Origin of the sequence: Thalassospira profundimaris WP0211 (assembly GCF_000300275.1) — a bacterium.
In the GTDB taxonomy this organism is placed as follows: Bacteria; Pseudomonadota; Alphaproteobacteria; order Rhodospirillales; family Thalassospiraceae; genus Thalassospira; species Thalassospira profundimaris.
In genome coordinates this window covers 660,253-683,327 of the sequence record NZ_AMRN01000001.1, presented here as the reverse complement: position 1 = coordinate 683,327, position 23,075 = coordinate 660,253, and the positions used below count along the sequence as shown (strand labels likewise).

Here is a 23,075-nt window from a genome sequence, read left to right as displayed (position 1 = left end):
GCCTTTTCGGACGGGATCGACGTTCAGTTCTTGAGGGGATCTGCCGGTGCGGTGATCAGATCAAGCACCTGTTCGAATGGCACATGGCGCACCGCGGTCACATCGTCCTGCGGCGACAGCCAGTTCAGACGATCACGCAGACCGACAACCTTACCAAGAATGCACACCGCAGGCGGTTCAACACCTTCGCGTTCGACGTCATCAGCCGCCTTTTCAAGGGTGGTGATCAGAATACCCTGTCCTGGTGTGGTCGCCTGACTGATCACGGCAAGCGGTTCATCCGCAGCCCGGCCATTTGCCATCAGTTCTGACGAAATCCGGCGCAGATGTTTCATGGCCATATACATGACAAGAACCGGCGCACCCTTGGCGAGGGCCGCCCAGTTGATGTTGTCTGGCACTTCGCCACTGGATCCGTGGCCGGTGACAAAGGTGACCGACGAATTGCAGTCGCGGTGCGTGGTCGGAATGCCGGCATAGGCCGCACCGGCGATCCCGGCGGTAATGCCCGGCACCACCCGGAACGGCACATTGTGATCGACAAGGGTCATGCCTTCTTCGCCGCCGCGTCCAAACACGAACGGATCACCGCCTTTAAGGCGCAGAACACGCAGGCCCTGTTTGGCCAGTTCAACCAGCTGCAGGGAAATATCGGTTTGTTTCGAAGATGGGCGACCACCGCGCTTGCCCGCATAGATGCGTTTGGCATCAGGACGCAAAAGGTTCAAAATCCGTTCATCGACCAGTGCATCAAAGACAACAACATCGGCCTGTTGCATGGCGTTGACGGCATGCAGCGTCAGAAGACCGGGATCACCGGGCCCCGCCCCAACAAGCCATACCCAACCCGGTTCAAAAACCGGAAAATCAACACCAAGGTTCGTCATCGCGCGATACTTCTACTTAAATGAAATGCAGCCATCTGTGCAGGACCGCATCAAGAGGATATGTTAAACAGCAATCAAACGATACGCACAACATATTTCCGATATTTTTTCGTATAACTTTTTAAATCACATAAATATTGATGTTTAATTGAATTTCCCAATCGCATCTCATCCCCGCCCTCAATAGCGAAAACACCGACAGGATTAACAGGAAAAAAACCGACTGATGGCAAGAAAACCGGAAGGACCACTGCGCAAGGGATGGACGACGGGGGCCTGTGCCACCGCCGCAACCCGTGCCGCGTGGCAGGCATTGTTGTCCGGCGATTTTCCCGATCCGGTCACCATTACCCTGCCTGGCGGAGAAACGCCGTCCTTCAAATTGATCAAGGCTGAAAAGGGCGATGGCTGGGCGCGCGCCAGCGTGATCAAGGACGCCGGCGATGATCCCGATGTCACCCATGGGGCGGAAATCATATCGACGGTGCGTTTTGGCAAACCCGGAAGCGGCATCACATTCCATGCCGGTGACGGAGTTGGCACGATTACAAAGCCGGGCCTGCCATTGCCACCGGGTGAACCCGCAATCAATCCCAAGCCGCGCGAAATGATGGTCGGACAGATCGAAGCACTTTGTGACCAGTATGGCGCAAGCCCCGATGTCGAGATCGAGATTTCCATTCCCGGGGGTGCTGAAATTGCCACCAAAACATGGAATGGGCGATTGGGTATTGTCGGCGGGTTGTCGGTACTGGGCACCACGGGGATTGTCATCCCGTTTAGCTGTTCGGCGTGGATCCATTCGATCCATCGCGGGATTGACGTCGCGCGGGCGACCGGGCGCGAACATGTTGCCAGCGCAACCGGCAAAACGTCCGAGGCGGCCATTCGCGCATTCTATGGCCTGCCCGAGGAAGCCATTCTTGATATGGGCGACTTTGTTGGCGGGATGCTGAAATATTTGCGCAAAAACCCGATTGCCTTTGTCAGCATCGCCGGTGGGTTTGCCAAACTGGTCAAATTTGCTCAGGGGCATCTCGATTTGCATTCAAGCCGATCACAGGTCGATTTTGATCGGCTGGCAGGAACGATTGCAGCGTGTGGCGGCGATGAAACGCTGCAAGACCAGTGCCGCACGGCCAATACCGCCAAACAGGTTCTGGAACTTTGTCAGGCGGCGGACGTTAAGATTGAAGATGCGATTGCCCGTCAGGCCTGCGAATCCGCGCGCGCCACATTGGACGGCGCATCGGCCGTTGAAGTCGTCATTACCGACCGCAACGGCACCATCATTGCCCGCCACGGGATTGGCGAATTTGATCAATTCCGACCGGTGGCATCGTAAGCAGCAGTTCGTTAATCTGTTCCCGTGTCTGCGCAACAAACAGGCCATCCAAGGTCATAAAGCAACAACAAGGTTCTTTGCCCATGTCCCTCTCCCGCCCTGCCAAACGTCCAAAACGCATCCTTATTTTTGGCGGGACCGGAGACGCAAATCGCATTGCAGAGGACCTGATGCATGAATTTGGCCGGGATGTTCGTTTGCAACTCTCGCTCGCCGGGCGCACCAGCGCACCGAGCCTTCCCGATGGCGTTCCCGTTCGCATCGGCGGTTTTGGCGGACCAGAGGGCATCATCACCCACCTTAAAAACGAACAGATTGATCTGGTGATTGACGCGACCCATCCCTATGCCACCGAGATTTCACACAATATCGCCAAGGCCTGCCATGCCGTGGCAATGCCTTGCATTCAGTATCACCGCCCAGCCTGGGAACAGACCGAAGATGACAACTGGATCATGGTAAAATCGATTGAAGAAGCGGCCAGAATCCTGCCCGAAGTTGGCAATCGCGCGCTGATCGCAAGCGGTGCCAAGAACCTGCATGCCTTTGAAGGGCTTGAAAAAACATGGTTGCTTGTCCGCACTGTTGATTCCCCGCGTGATCCGTTTGATCTGGAATTTGGCGAATGGCTGTTTGCGCGCGGCCCGTTCAGTGTTGAAAGCGAGACCGAGCTTCTTGAACGCAACGAAATCGATGTGATCGTCAGCAAAAACAGCGGCGGTGATGCGACCTTTGCAAAGATCGAAGCCGCACGGAACCTTGGCATTCCGGTGATCATGATTGAACGCCCGGGCGGGGAACCGGTCATTCAGGCCCCGTCACGTTCTGAAATCATCGACACCATTCGTGAGACCCTCAAGAAGGTCTGACGGTCCTTTGCACGCGGCCAATATCCTTGGCGCCTTCGAGACAAGAAAAAACCCCGCCAAAAGTTTGGCGGGGTTTTCTTTTTGATCGCCTGATCAGCCGTGCGCCTTAGACGAAACGGCGGAACTCACCGGATTTACGCGGCGGGCAGAACCGTTTGAGGTAAGACGGCGCAATTGCCTCGAGGCTGTTGGGCGTAATGCCAAGTTCGGCAAAACCGTCCGCACCTTCGGAAACGACGTTATCGGTCTTGAGCAACCGAACCTGATCCGGGGTCAGCGGCGGGACCGGCAGGAACTGCAGGAAGAATGCCTTGATCGAGGCCAGCCAGAACGGAACCGGCATCAGAATGGCGCGCTGACGGGTGATGCGCAGCATGTCCTGCAAAAGCGCCATGAAGGAATAGGTTTCCGGTCCACCAAGCTCATAGGTCTTGCCGGCAGATTTGCCTTCCATGAGTGCGGTGACAAAGGCATCGGCAACATCGCCAACATAGACCGGCTGGAATTTCGGGCCGCCTTCGCCGTGCAGATCAACCTTGCCTTCACCAAGATCAACTTTCGGAAGGCCCGGTGCGCCAACAACCGGCAGCATCGGCGAGAAACGCGCCATGGTGGCAAACTTGTTCAGGAAATTGTCGTTCGGGCCAAAGATCACCGACGGGCGGAAGATCACCGCATCCGGGAACGCTTCGCGCACAGCCTTTTCACCGGCCAGTTTGGACGTCGCATAGTTGGCAGATGTGTTTTTATCCACACCCAGTGCCGACATGTGCAAAAGCGTCTTTACACCGGCTGCCTTGGCTTCCTCGGCAATGCGTTTGGCCGCCTTGACGTGGATATTGAGAAAATTCTTGCTGCCGCGTTCATAGAGAATGCCCAGCAGGTTGATCACCGCTTCGGACCCCTCGAGCGCGCCCTTGATGCTGTCTTCGTCGCGCACATCGCAATGGACCGGAACGACCTGCCCTAGATTGCCCATCGGTTTGAGTTTTTTGACGCGTTCAAAGCTTCTGGTCGGGACGCGAACGATAAAATCACGCTCCAGCAGACGCTTGACGATATGACGTCCGACAAATCCGGTGCCGCCAAAAACGGTTACGATACGACGATCCATGCTTGCTCTCTCCTTGCCGGTCGGGACGATGCGGAAGATGCCCGCATCAGATGCCCGTGCTCGGTGGCCTTGGGGTCCGGAACGCCAAAACGATCCGGTCCGAAACTGATCCTGTGGAAAATCATATGGTGCCTGAACATGCGGTGTCCAAACAGACGACAATATGATTTTCCGCAGGCTCTTGGGTTATATACGACCCGCAATTGTGGTCAACAATGCGGTTTTATGAAACGTTTTCGTCTCTGCCCTGCAATTTGGCCAGTATTTCATCATGCAGCGCCAGCAAACCGGCCCGATAATCCGGATAGCGCAGCTTAACACCGAGTTCCTGTTTGATCCGCGCATTTGAAACCCGTTTGTTGTCCTCATAGAAACTGGCGGCCATCGGGCTTAGCTTGGCGGTGGCAAAATCCTGTTCGGGTGGCGGATCGATACCCAGCAAGCCGCAAGCATGGGCAATCACATCCTGCGGCGGGGCCGCATCATCATCACAGACATTATAGGCCGCGCCGCAATTGGGCTGTTTGATGGATGCCAGAACCGTCTGGGCGATGTCATCAACATGGATGCGCGAAAAGACCTGACCGGGTTTGACGATCCGGCGTGCACGACCTGACCGGACGGTTTCAAGCGCATTGCGGCCGGGACCATAGATGCCCGCCAGGCGGAAGCTTTGCACACACAGATCATGACGACGGCCAAGGTCAAACCATGCCTTTTCAGCCGCCACGCGCCTGCGACCGCGTTTGCCGCTTGGCAGAAGATCATCATCCTCGGTGACTTCGGCACCATCCCGATCACCGTAAACCCCGGTGGTCGACAAATAGCCAATCCACGTGCCCGCGGGCAGTGCCGCAAGATCATTGCCATGATGATGGATCACCGGATCGCCCATCCCGCCGGGCGGGGCCGATGAAAGGACATGCGTCACGCCTTCAAGCGCGCTGGCGATATCGGCAATCGGTTGATCATCGGAAAAGATAAAGGGCTCGATGCCTTCAGACTTCAGCTGTTCGGCCTTGTCCGCGCTTCGTGTGGTTCCGGCAATTTTCCAACCCTCTGCCTTAAGCGCGCGGGCAACAAGGCGGGCGGAAAATCCCAATCCGAAACAGAACAGCTTATTGGTCATCAAGGCACCTTTTGTGACGGCAAATTCGTGTGAAGGGCACAGTAACGGCCTTGCCACAGACAAACAAAGTCTTTTGGCAAAACCTTTTGGACCATGATTTGTTCCCGCAACCTGCGGCTTTCGGGAACAACAATCATGTTGTTGCCGTTTTCATGGTGTGAGACTTCACGAATATGCGTTTTCAGATATGCGCATTCAGCCATGGTGGATCGATCATGTGATCTTCTATGGTGACTGCCAGAAACTTTGCCAAAGACGGAGCTTTTTCATGTCACGACTTTTCGCGACCTCGTTCCTAGCGCGCGCCACAGGCTTGCTGTATCTGGCGGGGTTTGTCGGCATCTATGGCGCAGGCGTGCCTTCCGCCAAGGCCCAGACCGAAAGCAACGGTGGCATGACACAGGAAGAAAGCCAGCAATATCGTGACTGCATCAAGCTGGCGCAACTCAAACCCGAAGACGGATTTGAAAGCGCGATTGCCTGGCGCGATCTGGGTGGCGGGGAACCGGCCCGCCATTGTGTTGCCGTGGCACTGATATCGCTTGGCAAATATGAAGAAGCCGCCACCCGCCTTGACGCGCTTGCCAAGGACAGCACGGCCGGACCGGGTGTGGTTGCCGGAATGCTGGCCCAGGCCGGTCAGGCCTGGATGATGGCCGATAACCTTGAATTCGCCTGGCGTGATCAAAGCCGCGCGCTTGAACTGGTGCCCAACAACCCGCAGCTTTGGGTCGATCGTGCCATGGCACTTGGCCTTGCCGGGCAGTATTGGGAGGCGATTGATGACCTCAATGCAGCACTTGATCTTCAACCCGATCATACCGAGGCGCTGATTTACCGGGCATCGGCCTGGCGACTGCTTGAAAGTTACGATTTGGCAATGACTGATATCGAACAAGTTCTGAACCGGGAACCCCAGAATGTTCAGGCGCTTTTCGAACGCGGCAAGCTCCATCAGATTGCCGGTGATAACGATCTTGCACGGCAGGACTGGTTAACTGTCATAGAACTTTCAAATGGAACCCCTGTTGCTGACGCGGCAAAAGCGAATATAGAGAAGATGGATGTTCGCACCGGATCGGACTGACGGGGACCGTCAGTTCAGAAAACAGGTTCACGGTGACCGATTTCCTTGTATATGACCGGCAGAACCATTTGCCGGATCATCACCGGATACGTTTTGGGGGACGAAATGCGTCGCACGCTTGCCTTGGCTACCCTTGCCGCATCGATGGCACTTCTGACATCACATGCCGCAATGGCCCGCGATCAGATCAGGATTGTCGGTTCTTCGACGATATTTCCGCTGACCACCAAGGTCGCCGAACATTTCGCCAAGACCACCGGTGCACCGGCCCCGGTGGTTGAAAGCACCGGTTCAGGCGGCGGCTTCAAGCTGTTTTGTGGCGGCATTGGCGCAGAGTTCCCCGATATTGTTGACGCATCGCGCCCTATCACCGGGTCGGAAACCGCAATTTGCGCGGCAAACTCTGTCCGTGACATCAGCGAAATCAAGATCGGCTATGATGGTATTGTCATGCTGGGCTCGCGCGAAGCACCGGGTATGGAACTTACCGCCCGTCAGCTATACCTTGCCCTGGCGCGGACCGTTCCGGTCAAGGGCGCAAGTGTGCCAAACCCGCATGAAAAATGGTCTGATATCGATCCCAGCCTGCCGGACCTTAAAATCCGCGTTTATGGACCACCGCCGACTTCGGGTACGCGCGATCTGATGGGGCAGCTGTTGCTTGATCAGGGTTGTGCAACATTTTCTGACATTGCAAGCCTTGAGGCAACCGATCCTGACAGCTTCCGCCTGCTGTGCCGGACCCTTCGCGAAGACGGCGCCTATATCGAAGCCGGCGAGAATGACCGTCTGGTGATCAGCAAGCTTGAAAAAGATCCGACATCCTATGGCGTGATGGGCTTTAACAATCTGGAACGTAACCGTGAACGCCTTCAGGGGGTTCCGATCAACGGGATCGAGCCGGATTATGAAACCATCCTTGATGGCAGCTATCCGGCATCGCGTGCGCTTTATCTGTACGTCAAGGATGACCATCAACAACTGGTCCAGAGCCTGGGTGACTTTATCTCGACCTATGTTTCGGAAGCGGTGATTGGCGAAGAAGGTCTTCTGGCTGATAACGGCCTTGTGCCGCTGACCAATGAGGAACGCGCCGAAACAATGACCAGTGCCGCGAAATTCGCCGGTAACTGAGAAGCTAACGGATAAGCACCAATAGACGCAATAGAGCGGCCGGGCATCAGTCCGGCCGTTTTGCCATCCAGACCTGGTTGCTGGCATATTTCGGGGGATTGCCCTCGAAATCCGAAAATTCCGATATCGAAACGAAACCGGACAGCTCCAACATCAGCCGCATTTCACTGCGATGCACCCAGCGCAGATGATGCCAGCAATCCTCGCGCGTAATCACATCGCCCTGATCGCTGATTTCTTCAAACCGCCAATGTTCGCTGAACTTTTGGGTCAGGGGATCATTGGTGCGTTCCATCGCCGTGATGCGAAGCCGACTGCCCGGTTGCCCGACGCCGTCTGGCATCGGAAAGATCGGCAGCTCGACGTGCTCCGGGTCACCTTCTGGCAGGCAATAGCGCAAATCCGGATCCATCAGATCCAGTGCGATCGCCCCGCCGGGTTTCAGATGGGCAAAGGCCCGTTCAAGGGCGCGACGCTGATCAGTGGCTTCGGTGACTTCCTGAAGCCCGCGAAACGGGATGATCACCAGATCAAATTGCCGCCCCAGATCAAAGTCGCACATATTGCCAAGATGCCATGTCAGATCAGGGTAATTGGCGCGTGCCTGACCCAGCATGGCGGGTGACAGATCAAGCCCCTCGACCTTGATACCTAACTTGGCAATCGCAGCACTGATCCGGCCGGTGCCGCAACCCAGTTCAAGCACGCCATTTTCATGCGCAAGGCTGGTCGCCAAACGCGTGTAAAAGGGAATGGGGTCTTCAAAAATCTTACGATCAAGATCAGCGCGAAGATCGTAACTGGCGGTATTTAACCCGCCTTCAGGGTAGAATTCATCAGATATGGATGAATCCTTCATTCAAAATCCAGTTCCGCATAATGACTTGATGGCGGGAAACTTGCCTGCCGATCTGCCAGAATATCGCGCATGGCAGGGCGGCTTTTGATCCGCATGTACCAGTCCTTGGCGCGTGGATGTTTCGACCAGTTGATATCGCCCATATAGTCGATCACGGATACCTGTGCGGCAGCCGCCAGATCGGCCATGGTCAGATGATCGCCAGCCAGCCAGTTCCGGCGTTCAAACAACCAGCCGATATAATCCATGTGATAGGCGCCATTGGTGCGCCCGGCGCGCAGGACCTTGGTATCAGGGGTGCCGGTCGAGAAGAAGCGTTTCAGAAGTTTCTCACCGAGCAGATGGTCAGTGACCTCGCGATTGAATTTGCCATCAAACCACGCGACAAGGCGGCGAATTTCAGCACGTTCCTTGGGGTCGGATCCAAACAGTTTCGGCTCGTCCTGGTACACCTCATCGAGATACTCGCAGATGACGCTGGAGTCACACAGCACCGTGCCGTCTTCTTCCTTAAGCACAGGCACTTCACCGGCCGGATTAAGCAGCAGGAAATCGTCACGCCGTTCCCATACCGGTTCAGCCGTGAGTTCGAAATCGAGCTTTTTCTCGGCCAGGACCAGACGGACCTTGCGCGAAAAAGGTGAAAGCCAAAAATGATATAACTGACGCATGAGCGTGAAGATACCCGACCAAGATGAACGTTTCGCAAAGACCCGGCGTGGGGGCGCAAACATTCCATAAACCGCAACGAAGCCGGTTCGTTTCCAACCCGGAACTGCAAGATATCTCAAACCATGCAACGCGCGCGAAGTAAAGACCTTCAAGTGGGCGAAAGTGCAATTTTGCTATACGTAACGCTCATGCCTGACAGAAAGCTTAAACACGCCCTGTCAGGGCCGGCTTTTTGCCAGTTCCAGCATGCCATCCAGATCAAGGCAGGCTTCAAGATGATCAGCCAGTTCATCAAGGGCCGCGTCAATACTGGCCTCAAAATGCGTCATTTTGTGTGCCTCGTCCGATCGCAATGCCGCCAAAAAGGCATGACGAAAATCATCACTGCCAAACAGCCCGTGCAGATAGCACCCCAAAACCCGTCCATCGCTACTGATCGCGCCATCCACCACACCATTCAGATCGAGCCAGCTTCGCGCCCGATCCGGGCCATCGGTCCGACCCATATGAATTTCATAGCCATCGACCGGTGTTCCGGCAGCAAGAACAGCATGATCGCCAACCGTCAGTCCTGTTGTTTTGCGCAGCGTCTTGTCGCCCGCCATGACGGTTTCAACATCGAGCAAACCAAGACCAGGCTCGCTTCCCGGCGCGCCTTCAACCCCGTCCGGGTCATGAACCATGTGGCCCAGCATCTGATATCCGCCACAAATACCGATCACATGACCACCCCGCCGATGATGGGCCAGAATATCGATATCCCAGCCTTGCTCCTTGAGGAACCGAAGGTCGGCCATGGTCGATTTTGACCCCGGCAGAAGCACCAGATCACAATCCCCCGGGATCACTTGCCCCGGTTTGATTACCAGCAATTCAACATCATCCTCGGCGGCAAGCGGATCAAGATCATCAAAATTCGCAATACGCGGCAGATGCGGCACGGCAATGCGCAGAACTGCGTCCCCCTCATTCCCGGCCTTGCGGTGATATTTCCCGGCCTTTTCCAACGCCACGCCGTCTTCGGCAGGCAACTTATAGGCACCCGGCCAATACGTTGCGATACCGTAACTTTTAAGTCCGCAGCGCTCATGAATGATGCCAGTCGCCGGTTCAAACAGCGACACATCGCCACGAAACTTGTTGATCACATAACCCTTAAGCCAGCGGCGGTCATCCTCGGACAGCAGCTCATGCGTCCCCACGATCGAGGCAATCACCCCGCCGCGGTCAATATCGCCAACCAGAATGACCGGAACGCCCACGGCCTCGGCAAAACCCATATTGGCAATGTCAGAGGCCCGCAGATTGACCTCGGCCGGGGACCCTGCCCCTTCGATCAGGACAAGGTCGGCATCACGTGCCATGACCTCGAAGCTTTCGACCACCTTGGGCAGCAGATCGCGTTTGAGGCGATAATAATCGCGTGCCTTGGCACTGGTCATGACCTTGCCCTGCACCACGACCTGCGCCCCAATGTCGCTTTGCGGTTTGAGCAAGACCGGGTTCATATGAACTGATGTCGCAACACCCGCTGCACGTGCCTGAAGCGCCTGCGCGCGGCCGATTTCGCCGCCATCATCGGTCACGGCAGCATTGTTCGACATGTTTTGCGGTTTGAACGGACGCACCCGGAGGCCACGACGCGCATAGGCACGGCACAATCCGGCCACCAGCAAGGATTTTCCGACATCGGAACCGGTACCTTGCAACATCAGGGCAGGGACGGATTGCGCACTCATTCCGGTTTCAAAACTTTCTTGCAAGTGATCCGCTAATGATCAAGGCCGGATCAGAACTCGACACCGATCTGGGCCTTGATGCCCTGTTCGCGGAACGGGTGTTTGACCATGGTCATTTCCGTCACCAGATCGGCCGCCTCGATCAAGGTATCCGGGGCATTGCGCCCGGTCAGTACGATATGCTGATCCGGCAGTTTGTTGGCGAGTGCTTCAAGCACGTCCTCAAGTGGCAGGAAATCATAACGCAGGACGATATTGATCTCATCGAGGATCACCATGGAATAGCTTGGATCGCGCAACATTTCCAAGGCCTTGTTCCAGGCTTCACGGGCCAGTGCGACATCCTGTGCGCGGTTCTGGGTTTCCCAGGTAAAGCCCGCCCCCATGGCGTGGAATTCACAGAGATCGGGGAATTTTTTAAGAAGCTTTGCCTCACCGGTTTCCCAGCCACCTTTGATGAACTGGACGACGCCGACTTTCATATCATGGCCGACACAGCGCATCGCCATGCCAAAGGCCGAGGAAGACTTGCCCTTGCCTTTGCCGGTATGGACAATGATCAGGCCCTTTTTATCGATTTTCTGGGCCATCATCTTGTCGCGCGCGGCCTTGATTTTCTTCATTTTTTCATCATGGCGCGCATTGATATCGACGTCTGGCTGGCTTTTGTCGGTCATTGTTTCTTCCCTTTGAAATGCCGCCCCAGAATGCGGCGAAAGCACCCCCGGGATCAAGGGCAGTTTTGCGGCGTTTGATCAAGATCCAGATTGGCGATCACGCCTTGAAATCCGTGCGCAAGCGCGACCCGGCAAAAGGCCTTCGGCTCAACACCTTCATCAACATACTCGACGGCAAAAACAGGCTTTCCTTGCCCGATATAAGGGTCAAATTCCGCCATGAAACCAAGTCGATAGGATGACTCAAGCAGGGCAAAATCCATCTGATTGACAAGATCAGCCACAAGATCGGTAACATTTTTCTGCCCGATGGCAAGACCGCGCGTATGGGCCTCAGTGATCAGCCAGTTCACATAGCGCAGCTGATCGGCGCGCGTGATGTCAAAACCGGTTGGCTTACTGCTTTGATCGGCTTCAAAGGCATCAATGTTATCAGGCTCAACCGCCAGAAACCCCTTGTCACGGCAAAGATCAAGACGGGCCCTGATCACATTGGCAAAAAGCTCAAACCGGCGGACATCAAGCCAGTTTTCGCCATCCCAGCCCCAATAGGGCGCGCCGATCACATCTTCCGGGAAATCCTTCGCGTCATTCCGCCAATTTTCGACAGCCCCGACATTGATATAACAAATCGGATACTGCCCGGCAGCGCGCCAAGCCGCGACCTGATCGGCGGACACATCAAAAAGATCGGCGCCGACAATGCGGATGGCGTCATCGACATCAAGTGTGCCTTGAAGCTGCCAATGGAACGGGCCCCTTGGAACGGATGCCCATTCATTTGTGGTATCCGCCTGTGCGGTTTGCCCATGCAATAGCAAGCCGAGGAGAATGCCTGCCCACAGACAAAAGGATTTGGGAATTGAGTTCTTCACACGATGCATCTGCCCTGAAGTGTTGGGCAGTGAGTTTGCCCGTGGGCACCCGCCAAGACAATCCCGCAAACAAAAAGCGCGATCCCAATGACCGCGCTTTTATCCGATCCAAGTTGGCCCAGCTTTACCAATTGGCGCTTTGGCCTGTTGTCAGGCCAAGGTCACTGGTCACCAGATCCGCCCATTTATCGGGTTCGCGCATGTCGATATTGCGCAGTTCCGGGCGGCGCATCCGGGCCTTGTTAAACAATTGCAGGCGATCCCCGGGCGACATGCGGCGCAGGCGGTCCAAGGCCTTGCGCACGGCTTCGTTGCGCGCGCCGGCCGGGCTTTGGAAGCTTTTCTCGACCACCTCAAGGCGTTTTTCCAGCCAGTCGCGGCTGATCGCGACCTGTTCAATCAGCGTTTTGAATTCACGCACCACCGGGAAATGATCCAGACGAAGATGGGCAACCGCAACGGCGGTCCGCCAGACCTGACGTTCGACCCCTTGCAGGTAGCGCCAGTAAATCTTCACCTTGGCATTGATTTCAAACTTGGTTTGGTCCGGACCCGGAAGGTGATGGGCAAGCTCTGTCATGCCGGCATGGAATTCATCAAACGTTACCGGCCGATGCACGCCGTTGAAACGTTCACGGACATCCAGAACTGCGCGAATGGCACCGCGTGCCGGGCGATAGCGCCCGTTGCCGTGCAAATCTGCTCGCAACCAGTCTGGCATGTCGAAATCAGAAAGCAGGGAGTTGACGATATCTGCATGCCTGTCATGGGCAGGCATTGGAGTTTGCAGATAATCTGGCAAACGAACGTTGGTCTTGATATCCATCGCGGCCTCCGATCTGTTCAATCAACCTGCTTCCCATGCAGGCGATCCGATAGGGGTGCCCCGTCCCTCACAACTTATTGACAGTTGGTTAATTGAGATATGGTGCGAAAACGTAACGTTTCAACTGCCCGGTTTGTTCCGACGGTAAAATTCCCGTGATTCCAATAACAAGCAACAGTTGACGCATTACAGTCCCAGATCGACGGAAACACTGTTGCGACGCGGCTGCCACAGCCCACGGTCGATCGCTTCACTCAGGCGGTCCTTGATATCTTGCAACGCATCGGGATTATGATCGGCGATAAAATCGCGCACCTCGGCATCGCCCAGATAGGCATCATAGACCAGATCAAAGTGATGATCGGCAACGCAGCGCGCGGTGGCGGCAAAGGCAAACAGATAATCGACTGTTGCCGCCATCTCGAACGCGCCCTTGTAGCCATGGCGCATCACACCCTTGATCCATTTGGGGTTCACGACACGCGCCCGAACGACACGGGCGATTTCCTCTTCCAGGGTGCGGATTTTCGGGCTTTCCGGGCGGGAATGATCACTGTGATAAACTGTGGGCTGTTTGCCTGACAGACTGCGCACAGCAGATGTCATTCCGCCTTCGAACTGATAATAGTCATCGGAATCCAGCAAATCATGTTCGCGATTATCCTGATTGTGGACAATCGCATCAACCTTCGAAAGCCGGGTTTCGAACAGATCACGTGCCGCCGTGCCCTCGGCGCCATTGCCATAAGCATAACTGCCCCAGGCAAGGTAGGCATCAGCAAGATCGTCTTCGTCATCCCAGAGTTTTTCGTCAATCATCGCCTGCAAACCGGCCCCATAGGCCCCCGGTTTGGAGCCAAACACCCGGAATCCAGCCTGTCTGGCCGCCTGATCCGCGTCCATTCCCTTAGCGCGAAGTTTCTCGGTTTCGGCCCTTATCCGGACGGCAATCGGATTGAGGTCATCTGGCTCATCGGTTTGCCCGGCCACCGAGCGTACCGCACTGTCAAACAGATCAATCAGGCCCGGAAAAGCATCGCGGAAGAAGCCGGAAATGCGCAAGGTGACATCAACACGCGGTCGGCCCAGCACAGATGCTGGCATGATTTCAAAACCGGTCACCCGGCGTGATGCACTATCCCAGGTCGGGCGCACACCCATCAGGGCCAACGCCTGTGCAATATCATCACCACCGGTGCGCATGTTGCTGGTTCCCCAGACAGACAAGCCAAGCGCGCTTGGCCATTCGCCGTGATCCTGCACGTGACGTTCCAGAAGCAACTCGGCCGACTTCCACCCCAATTGCCAAGCAGCCGGGGTCGGGACGGTACGGGTATCAACCGAATAGAAATTCCGGCCGGTCGGCAGCACATCCGGGCGGCCACGGGTCGGGGCACCGGACGGGCCAGGTTCGACGAACTTGCCGGCAAGGCCACGCAAAAGACCCTCGATCTCAGCCGGGCCGCAACCAACAACTGCCGGGCGAATAGTCGTTTCGATATCAGAAATTACGTCACAGACGGCCGACCACGCCGGATCAGCCTTCACCGTTCCCTTGACCAAGTCACGTGCCAAAAGCTCGATCCGTTCCACGGTATCGCCGGTGGTGCGCCATGGTCCGATATCTTCGCCGTCATAATGCGCGAGAATTTCGGGCTTGGCCCCCGGCCAGAATTCGGCAAAGGCACAATCAAGCGGATCGAAGGCCGGATCATCAAGGATATCCTTGGCAATCGCGCGATGCAGGGATGCCTTTGGTCCACTGTCTGACCCGCGCGGCAAGCGTGCCAGTGCGACCAGAAGATCGGTCAGAAGGTCACCCTCAGGCGCCTTGCCATAAATATGCAGACCATCACGGATCTGAAGTTCCTTGAGCTCGCACAGATAGTTATCAAGCTTGGCAAGCGCGCTTTCTTCGTCCTCGTCGGGCTCGATACCGCAATCACGGTCCAGGCCGATGCGGATCGCCAGTTCTAGGATGTCGCGTTTGAGGATCACAAGACGGCGCGGATCAACCGCAGCCGCATCGTAATATTCATCGACCAGCGCCTCGAGATCCTTGAGCGGGCCATAGCTTTCCGCCCGGGTCAAAGGCGGGGTCAAATGATCCAGGATCACTGCCTGTGCCCGGCGCTTGGCCTGGGTACCTTCGCCCGGGTCATTGACAATGAACGGATAGAAATGCGGGGTCGGACCAAAAACGGCCTCCGGGAAGCAATCCTCGGACAGGGCCAGTGACTTGCCCGGCAGCCATTCCATATTGCCGTGCTTGCCAAAATGAATGATGGCATCGACGCCAAACACATGACGCAGCCAGATATAAAAGGCAAAATAGTTGTGCGGCGGCACCAGATCGGGCGAGTGATAGCTTTCAAGCGGATCAATGTTATAGCCGCGCGCGGGCTGCAACCCGACCACCACATTGCCAAGTGGCAGGATCGAAAGCGCAAAGGCATCCCGATCTGCCAGATAGAACGGATCCTTTGTCGGATCACCCCAGGCCTCGAACACCTGATCGCGGATGGTTTGCGGCAGGCCATCAAACGCCTTTTGATACTCGTTTCGCGGCAGGGTCACGCGAATTTCGCGACCGGCTAGTGATTTGAAATCGTTGGTCGGCCCGGCCTTGATCGCGGCAATCAGCGCATCGCCATCCTGTGGCAGACCCTTTACGCCATATCCTTCGCCCTGCATGGCACGCAGTGTTTCGATCATCCCTGCCGGGGTATCCAGCCCGACCCCGTTGCCAAGACGCGCATCCTTGTTGGGATAGTTCGCCATGACCATCGCCACCTTGCGCGCGCTGGTGTCAGTTCTGCGCAACCGCACCCAATTGGCCGCAAGTTTGGCGGTAAAGGCCACGCGATCACGCACCGGGATGTATTTCACCAAATCAATCTGGGTCAGCTCGTCTTTTCCCGCCGATCCCTTGAACGACACCGCACGTGAAAGGATACGGCCATCCACCTCGGGAAGCGCCACATTCATCGCAATGTCTCGCGCGGCCAGACCATTCACACCTTCACGCCAGGCCTCTTCGCCACCGCCTGAGAACACCACCTGAAAGACCGGGGCATCGACCGCGTCAAACGGACCATTTTTTCGTTCTGACCCCGGAACAGATATCGCAAATCCAGTGGTATTAAGGATCAAATCCGCACTGGTTTCCGCCAGCCAGTCCTCGACCAATGCCGCAGCCAACGGATCCTTGAGACTGGCGACAAAAATTGGCAATGGATTCAGACCATTGGAAACCAGTTCCTCAACCAGCGCGTCAATAACATCCAGATTGGCGGCCTGTACCAGTGAACGATAGAAGATGATCGGCGTAACTGGTTGATTTTCAATCCAGTTAACCCGGATTTCATCAAGGCTTGCCTGTGATTTTCCCGGCCAATAGCCCCCGGCCTTGACCAGCGGGGCCGCCGGTGACCAGTTCCAGTTCACGCTTGAATTTAACTTTTCATATATAAGACGAAGTAAATTCTCGGAATTTTGCGGTCCGCCTTCGATCAGATAGCGCCAGATGTTCTGATATTCGCGCCCCTTGACGGTCGAAAGCGTCAGAAGCTCCGCATCGGGTTGATCATCACCGGGCAACAGGACCAATGGAATGTCCTTGGCACGTGCAAGGGCAACCAATTGTTCGATACCATAATCCCAATAACCGCGCCCGCCCAGAATGCGCACGATGATGAATTTGGCGTCGGATAGAACATCGTCGATATAAAGATCGACCGACATGTTGTGGCCAAACTGCAGCAAACTTGCCAGACGCAGTGACGGGGTTTCGTCGCCAAATGCATCGACCAGCCGCCCTTGTGCCCCGGCAAGACAAGCCAGTTCAGACTCGGCCGCAGACAGGATCACCACATCGCCGGGTTGCTGTCCAAGGTCGACGGCCTCACTGCCGTCAGTGACCATTCCGGGCTGGGCTGCCAATAGATGCATCGCGCGATCCGTATCCTTGTGCGTTTGGTCTTCAAACAGGCTGAAACCGGATGATTTTTAGCATCCGGTTTCAGGTGGCTTGATCAGATTAAATTGGATCAGGCGGCCTTGATGGCAGCCTCGATCACAGCGCGATCCAGACCATGCAGGCCAATCACCACCAGTTCCGACCGGCGCGTTTCGCCATCGGCCCACGGACGGTCGAAATAGCGCTGAAAACGTTCACCAACACCCTGAACCACATGGCGCATCGGTTTGCCCGGCACATCAAGGAATCCCTTGATGCGCAGCACGTCAAACTGACGCACGACATCAATCAGGCGCTTTTCAAGGTTGGCCGGATCACTGATCGCATCAAGCGAGACAACAAAACTGTCGAAATCGTCGTGATCATGTTCGTGGCCATCGTCATGATGGCTTGGGCGACTATCAAGGTCATCCTCGGCGGCAGCCCCCAGACCAAGCAGGATGGCATTTTCAACCCGGGAATGTTCGGTCGCGATAATCTTGACCGACGGCTTTTTCAGCTCTGCACGGATGTCAGCTTCGACCTTGCTGCGTTCGGCATCGGTCAAAAGGTCCGTCTTGTTCAGAACCACCATATCCGCACAGTGGAGCTGTTCTTCGAACAGTTCTTCAAGCGGGCTTTCATGATCAAGATTTTCGTCTGCTTCGCGCTGCGCCTGTACCGCGTGATGGTCATGGGCAAACAGCCCATCACGCAGGGCAGCGCCATCAAGAACCGCCACAACACCATCAACGGTCACACGCGACCGGACTTCTGGCCAGTTAAACGCCTTTACCAGCGGCTTTGGCAGGGCAAGACCAGATGTTTCGATCACGATATGATCAGGCGGTGTATCGCGATCAATCAGCCCCTGGATGGTAGGCAGGAAGTCATCAGCCACGGTGCAGCAGATACAACCATTGGCCAGCTCAACAACATCATCCTCTTCGCAGCCTTCGATGCCACAGCCATTGATAATGCCGCGATCAACACCCAGATCGCCGAATTCATTGATGATCAGCGCAATGCGTTTGCCATTGGCATTTTCCAGCATGTTGCGGATCATGGTTGTTTTGCCGGCGCCCAGAAAACCGGTAATGACGGTTGCCGGGATTTTGCCCAATTGTGCCATTTCTGAAATCCTTAAAATTCAATTCTTTATGTTACTATTTGACCGGCATCGGAATGCCGGCCACCACAAGGGTGACCTTGTCTGCAATCTCGGCAATGCGTTGATGCAGGCGTCCGGCGTGATCGCGAAAGGCCCGCGCCATCGCATTTTCCGGCACGATGCCAAAGCCAACCTCGTTTGAGACAAAAAGCACCGGCACATCAAGGGTCGGCAGCAGGTCACAAAGAGCTGCGATCTCGGCATCAATGTCGCGGTCTTCAAGCATCAGGTTGGTCAGCCACAAGGTCAGACAATCAACCAGAACCGGCTTGCCGCCTGTGACATTATAGGTCTGCAGCGCCAAACAAAGCTCGAGCGGTTCTTCCACTGTCTGCCAAAGATCGCCGCGTGATTGTTTGTGACGATCTATGCGGTTGGCCATTTCGTCATCCCAGGCACGCCCGGTTGCGATATATGTGCCACCGCCCGCCTGATTGATGATGTTTTCGGCAAACCGGCTTTTGCCGGATCGCGCCCCGCCAAGGATCAGATGCGTCCCGCCAGAGGGGCTTTCAGGGGGTAAAGTCTGGGTCATCCCGTTTGTTCCTCGCCATGGCCTCCCACCGAGGCCCGATTGCGTCGTCACCTTCCTTCGAATAGTGACACCTTCGGCAGGTTTCCTGGCTGCGGGCATGAAAGCGATCCGCCTTCCCGGTTTCCCGGTGGCTGGTCTGGCGCGTTGGCACCGACCCGGATCTCCCAACCCGATACAGTTGCGGGGGCAGCATCGGCCTTGCACCGATTTCCCATCACCGAACGATGCGCCGAACCTAGCAGGTTTGCCAAAAATGCCAAAGGTCATTCTCGGCGCTTAACCCTTCGCTACCACCCCACCCTAATCGGAAGGTCAGTATTTGTAAGAATTGTCTGCTTGAGAGGTCATACCATTTCAGCCAACATCAAACCGTTGCGCTGGAACTAGGGTCAGGACCTATTAATTTGATTTGAATGGCAGACGTTATATTTGCGAATTCCAAGGAAAAGCCCGCGGGGCGGGGTGGTATCCCGCACAAGGGATTTGACGCTGGAGTTTGCAAATATAACGTCTGTCCTTCGGATTAATCGGATTTGCACGGGCTACTTTGTCGTAAAACCTTGAAAGATAAATATCTTCCGTCGGCTTTACTCCGCGTATCCGCACAAATCTGTTTAACCATTCAAACCAAATTAATAGGTCCTGACCCTAAAGACGGAACAATCCGCAATCTGGCGAAAACCCGGGATATAGACACATCACCCGGCTGGCTGCAGGAAATACTGCACCGAAACTCTTGGGGTAATCTGGATTTTTCAAGACCAATGGCAATACGTTCTCACCTATCCAAAATCCGACAGATGAACGCGCCAACCTGGACCACATCGTCTCGCAAGGACATGTGGCTGGGATTGCTGGACCGTCTGAACAGTCCTGATCGGTCATTTCAGGATTTTCTTGAACAGCACGCAACCGATGGCGAGATCACTCTGGCACGGCGCGATGTGCGTGACATCTTTGCCGAGGATGCCTCAAAGGGTGTAATCGCAACCATCATCTGGTCCCATGAACGCGGCATTCGCGTCAATGCCCTGTCGTTGCTTGTGCGCGATATGCCGACCTTGGTTACCCTGATGTCGATCTCGGATTTCGGACAGGACGAGTTGAACGAGCTGCTTTCCCAGCCGGGCATTTCTGTTCCGACTGCCAGCAAGATGTTGTCTGCTTGCGGCAAGACTTATTGCGGGATGCCGGCTGCCATTATTGATGACACCATCATACAGGTAATCGAAAACGCATCCTTTGCCAGTGATTTCCCGAATGTTGCCAAATTGCGAAGCAAATCACGCAGCCGTCCGGTGCCCTATTATCAGGCCTATCTTCGCGACGTTTTCGACATCTGCGAAAAGCATGATCTGAACCCGGATATGGTTGACCGCTATCTGGCAGAACATGCCCTTGATGACATGGCATCGGATATCGAGCTGGCCTCTGCCTGACGGAACACCCCGTAAGCTCCTTAGAAGCGCTGATTGACAGCGGTCACGCGCCAGCCCGGTTCGTCGACCCCGTCGATATATTCAAGCGTGGTCAGACCCAACGTGTCGATATGAAATGCCAATGCGGTTTCAAGGGATAAACCCAGTGCATTGGCAAGCATGGCGCGCACCGTTCCGCCATGAACGACAGCGACAATGTCGCGCCCGGCCCAATCCGCACTCAATCGTCCAAAGACCGGGCCGACACGGGCAACCACATCGGCAAAGCTTTCACCCTTTGGGGGGTGTTGGCGGGCAAAGTCGGTCCAGAAACGTGTTGTTTCCCCCTTGGGCAAATCATTCCAGTTCTGCAATTCCCAATCACCAAAATGCTGTTCGGCAAAGCCGCTTTCAGCCTGCGGCGTTACGTCTTTGTCCATGAAGGCCTGCAGACTGCGCGCCGTATCATGCGTACGTGACAGATGGCTGGTCACCCAGACGGCATCACCCGGCAGTTGCCCGGCAAGGGCAGCCAGTGCCTTTTCATCGGAAAGGTCGGCAGGCATGTCACTTTGGCCATAGACCAGTCGTTTCGGATTTTGGACGGGGGCGTGACGCACTAGCCACCAGCGGGTTATTTTCAAACTGCTCACGGCATTCCTTCTTGTTGCTGTCCTGGTTAATCTAAAGGGCGGCAATAAAGGCGATACCAACAAACAGTTCGGTCACGATCTGGGTTGCGCCTAGGACATCGCCGGTCTGGCCACCGATCTGCCATTTTGCGACCGCCGCAACAAGGCCAACCGCCAAAAGTCCGCCCACAAGAATGGCCATCGTCGCAAATAGACCCGATAAAACAAGCGACAGAATCAAAGCAAGGCCAACAGCCAAAGCGACCATCATCACATTTGGCGTTCCGGCCCCCTTGCCCAAACCATCAGCGCGCGCCGGAGGCAGGATATGCATGACCACTGGCATTGCCGCCCGTGATGTTATTGCCATCACCAGAAACAGGATCGCTGCCTGCCCGGCATCGCCCGCCGCAGAAAGCAAAATCAGACGCAGGCCGAAACAAAGGATCAGGGCAACAACCCCATATGTACCGATATGGCTGTCGCGCATGATTTCAAGTTTGCGCGCCCGCTCAAACCCGCCGCCAAACCCGTCAGCACAATCCGCGATGCCATCTTCATGCATTGATCCGGTCAACAAAACCATGCATGCCAAGGCGACAATCGCAAAAATCAGGATGTTGGCTGTCAGGGAATAGACCAGCATCGCCGGCAGCATGGCAAAACCAGCCAGCAGCAAACCAACCAGCGGCCAAGACCAGACCGATCTTGCAATCACCTCAGCGCGGAAATCCTCGATACCCTTGACCGGAACACGGCTCAGCAATGCCAGGGCGCGCCAGAAATCGGAAATAGGCGAAACCTCGACGGACGCATCTGTCGCCGTGTCTGGGCCGGGTTTGTCAGATGAATCCGAGCTTTGCATATTTGTTTCGTTTTGGTTATGATCTTTGGATAGCATAAATTTCCGATTTTCAAACTGGCAATCTGTTGCGCCCGGGCATAGTGTCAGGGCCTAGTTTGGCCCGACTTCCTGAACCGCCTTACACAATTGGTTTCCGAGCCTAATCCTTACCATCCCGGAAGCCAAGCGGAACACTAGTTAGGCACCTTTGTCGCCAGCCGGAGACCAAAATGTTCAACCCGAAACATCCGCCCCAAAATCTTGAGGAAATTCGCGCACTTCTCGCCGAACTTCCCGAAGTCGATCAGGAAGCGCAGGCCGCCGTGGCCCAGCGCGAACCGACATTGACCAAGCCTGCCGGATCGCTTGGACGGCTTGAGGGTTTCAGCCTTTGGCTGGCAGGATGGCAGGCAACATCGCGCCCACGCATGTCGCGCCCGCGCGTTACCGTCTTTGCCGGCAGTCACGGTGTCGTTGCGCAGGGCGTTTCGGCCTTTCCGGCCAGCGTGAACCAGCAGATGGTGGAAAACTTCATCAATGGCGGGGCTGCAATCAACCAGATTTGCAAGTCTGTCGATGCCGAACTCCGCGTCATGGAAGTCGCGCTTGAAATCCCGACCAACGACTTTTCCCACGAACCGGCGATGGATGACGAAGGCTGTGCCGAAGCGATGGCCTTTGGCATGAGTGCGATTGAAAAGGGTCTGGATCTTTTTGTTCCCGGCGAAATGGGCATTGGCAATACCACATCGGCGGCGGCAATTTCCCATGCACTTTATGGCGGGAATGCTGCGGACTGGACCGGTCGGGGAACCGGGATTGATGACACGACCCTTGATCGCAAGACGCGCGTCGTAGGTGATGCCATCATCCTGCATAAAAACCAGATGCATGACGGATTGGATGTTCTGCGCTGTGTTGGCGGACGCGAAATTGCTGCTATGGCCGGTGCCATCATTGCAGCGCGCTTTGCGCGGGTTCCGATATTGCTTGATGGGTATGTATCCTGTGCGGCGGCCGCTGTGTTGGCTGCGATGCGTGCCGATGCACTTGATCATTGTCTGGTCGGGCATGTATCGGCAGAACCGGGACATGCGCGGCTGATTGAGAAACTTGGCAAGGAAGCACTGATCAATTTCGGCATGCGCCTTGGCGAAGGATCAGGTGCTGCACTTGCCATCCCGCTTTTACGCGCGGCCGCAGAATGCCACACCGGCATGGCAACCTTTGAAAAAGCCGGTATTGATGGCAAGGAAGAGGCCTGATTCCCAGCCTTACAAGTGAGCCCACCCAATAGCGTCAGC

20 protein-coding genes and 1 riboswitch are annotated in these 23,075 nt (G+C 55.7%); of the genes, 6 read left to right on the top strand and 14 right to left on the bottom strand.

The genetic code is table 11. From position 1 onward, the window contains the following. Nucleotides 1-23: 23 nt before the first annotated feature. Nucleotides 24-887: a uroporphyrinogen-III C-methyltransferase gene (gene cobA, locus TH2_RS03065; protein ID WP_008888930.1), complete on the bottom strand. Its 864-nt coding sequence runs from the start codon at nt 885-887 to the stop codon at nt 24-26. A gap of 226 nt (nt 888-1,113) precedes the next feature. On the opposite strand from cobA, the gene TH2_RS03060 reads away from it, so the two are divergent. Further along, entirely contained in the window at nt 1,114-2,232 is a 1,119-nt protein-coding gene (locus TH2_RS03060) for a cobalt-precorrin-5B (C(1))-methyltransferase (protein ID WP_008888929.1), read from the top strand. 83 nt (nt 2,233-2,315) lie between these two features. Continuing rightward, entirely contained in the window at nt 2,316-3,101 is a 786-nt protein-coding gene (locus TH2_RS03055; RefSeq protein ID WP_008888928.1) for a cobalt-precorrin-6A reductase, read from the top strand. Nucleotides 3,102-3,207: 106 nt separating this feature from the next. On the opposite strand, the gene TH2_RS03050 is transcribed toward TH2_RS03055, so the two are convergent. Continuing rightward, entirely contained in the window at nt 3,208-4,215 is a 1,008-nt protein-coding gene (locus TH2_RS03050; RefSeq protein ID WP_008888927.1) for a complex I NDUFA9 subunit family protein, read from the bottom strand. A gap of 223 nt (nt 4,216-4,438) precedes the next feature. Then, nucleotides 4,439-5,344 carry an SDR family oxidoreductase gene (locus TH2_RS03045; RefSeq protein ID WP_008888926.1) on the bottom strand — a complete coding sequence of 302 codons (906 nt, stop codon included), beginning with the start codon at nt 5,342-5,344 and terminating at the stop codon, nt 4,439-4,441. Nucleotides 5,345-5,612: 268 nt separating this feature from the next. Here TH2_RS03045 and TH2_RS03035 point away from each other — a divergent pair, with 268 nt between their 5' ends. After that, nucleotides 5,613-6,431, top strand: coding sequence for a tetratricopeptide repeat protein (locus TH2_RS03035; protein ID WP_008888924.1), 819 nt, complete (start codon nt 5,613-5,615; stop codon nt 6,429-6,431). A gap of 105 nt (nt 6,432-6,536) precedes the next feature. Beyond that, a complete protein-coding gene (locus tag TH2_RS03030) occupies nt 6,537-7,565 on the top strand; it encodes a substrate-binding domain-containing protein (RefSeq protein WP_040822558.1) in 1,029 nt (342 codons plus the stop codon). 46 nt (nt 7,566-7,611) lie between these two features. On the opposite strand, the gene TH2_RS03025 is transcribed toward TH2_RS03030, so the two are convergent. From TH2_RS03025 to cobU, 9 genes are all read right to left on the bottom strand, one after another. Continuing rightward, entirely contained in the window at nt 7,612-8,424 is an 813-nt protein-coding gene (locus TH2_RS03025; RefSeq protein ID WP_008888922.1) for a class I SAM-dependent methyltransferase, read from the bottom strand. Then, complete coding sequence (locus tag TH2_RS03020) at nt 8,421-9,095, bottom strand: glutathione S-transferase family protein (protein ID WP_040822555.1); 675 nt, start codon at nt 9,093-9,095, stop codon at nt 8,421-8,423. The genes TH2_RS03025 and TH2_RS03020 overlap by 4 nt, the downstream gene beginning before the upstream one ends. A 219-nt stretch (nt 9,096-9,314) precedes the next feature. After that, nucleotides 9,315-10,835 (bottom strand): cobyric acid synthase, encoded by a 1,521-nt coding sequence (locus TH2_RS03015; protein WP_008888920.1) that lies wholly within the window; start codon nt 10,833-10,835, stop codon nt 9,315-9,317. A gap of 50 nt (nt 10,836-10,885) precedes the next feature. After that, nucleotides 10,886-11,512 (bottom strand): cob(I)yrinic acid a,c-diamide adenosyltransferase, encoded by a 627-nt coding sequence (cobO, locus tag TH2_RS03010; RefSeq protein ID WP_008888919.1) that lies wholly within the window; start codon nt 11,510-11,512, stop codon nt 10,886-10,888. A 53-nt stretch (nt 11,513-11,565) separates the two neighbouring features. After that, complete coding sequence (locus tag TH2_RS03005; protein ID WP_238538650.1) at nt 11,566-12,387, bottom strand: endo alpha-1,4 polygalactosaminidase; 822 nt, start codon at nt 12,385-12,387, stop codon at nt 11,566-11,568. A gap of 124 nt (nt 12,388-12,511) precedes the next feature. Continuing rightward, nucleotides 12,512-13,213 (bottom strand): hypothetical protein, encoded by a 702-nt coding sequence (locus TH2_RS03000; RefSeq protein WP_008888917.1) that lies wholly within the window; start codon nt 13,211-13,213, stop codon nt 12,512-12,514. Between the two features lie 186 nt (nt 13,214-13,399). Beyond that, nucleotides 13,400-17,164, bottom strand: a complete 3,765-nt coding sequence (cobN, locus tag TH2_RS02995; protein ID WP_008888916.1) for a cobaltochelatase subunit CobN — start codon at nt 17,162-17,164, stop codon at nt 13,400-13,402. 98 nt (nt 17,165-17,262) lie between these two features. Continuing rightward, on the bottom strand, nt 17,263-18,303 hold the full coding sequence (gene cobW, locus TH2_RS02990; RefSeq protein WP_008888915.1) for a cobalamin biosynthesis protein CobW: 1,041 nt from the start codon (nt 18,301-18,303) through the stop codon (nt 17,263-17,265). 34 nt (nt 18,304-18,337) lie between these two features. Beyond that, nucleotides 18,338-18,877: a bifunctional adenosylcobinamide kinase/adenosylcobinamide-phosphate guanylyltransferase gene (gene cobU, locus TH2_RS02985; RefSeq protein WP_008888914.1), complete on the bottom strand. Its 540-nt coding sequence runs from the start codon at nt 18,875-18,877 to the stop codon at nt 18,338-18,340. Between the two features lie 58 nt (nt 18,878-18,935). Continuing rightward, a riboswitch (cobalamin riboswitch) is annotated at nt 18,936-19,126 on the bottom strand. Between the two features lie 551 nt (nt 19,127-19,677). On the opposite strand from cobU, the gene TH2_RS02980 reads away from it, so the two are divergent. Continuing rightward, nucleotides 19,678-20,316 (top strand): hypothetical protein, encoded by a 639-nt coding sequence (locus tag TH2_RS02980; protein WP_008888913.1) that lies wholly within the window; start codon nt 19,678-19,680, stop codon nt 20,314-20,316. 20 nt (nt 20,317-20,336) lie between these two features. Here TH2_RS02980 and TH2_RS02975 read toward each other — a convergent pair whose 3' ends face one another. Both TH2_RS02975 and cobS read right to left on the bottom strand, forming a co-directional pair. After that, complete coding sequence (locus TH2_RS02975; RefSeq protein ID WP_040822284.1) at nt 20,337-20,948, bottom strand: histidine phosphatase family protein; 612 nt, start codon at nt 20,946-20,948, stop codon at nt 20,337-20,339. Nucleotides 20,949-20,979: 31 nt separating this feature from the next. Further along, entirely contained in the window at nt 20,980-21,792 is an 813-nt protein-coding gene (cobS, locus tag TH2_RS02970) for an adenosylcobinamide-GDP ribazoletransferase (protein WP_238538649.1), read from the bottom strand. A 209-nt stretch (nt 21,793-22,001) separates the two neighbouring features. Here cobS and cobT point away from each other — a divergent pair, with 209 nt between their 5' ends. Beyond that, nucleotides 22,002-23,036: a nicotinate-nucleotide--dimethylbenzimidazole phosphoribosyltransferase gene (cobT, locus tag TH2_RS02965; protein WP_008888910.1), complete on the top strand. Its 1,035-nt coding sequence runs from the start codon at nt 22,002-22,004 to the stop codon at nt 23,034-23,036. The last annotated feature ends 39 nt before the right edge of the window (nt 23,037-23,075 follow it).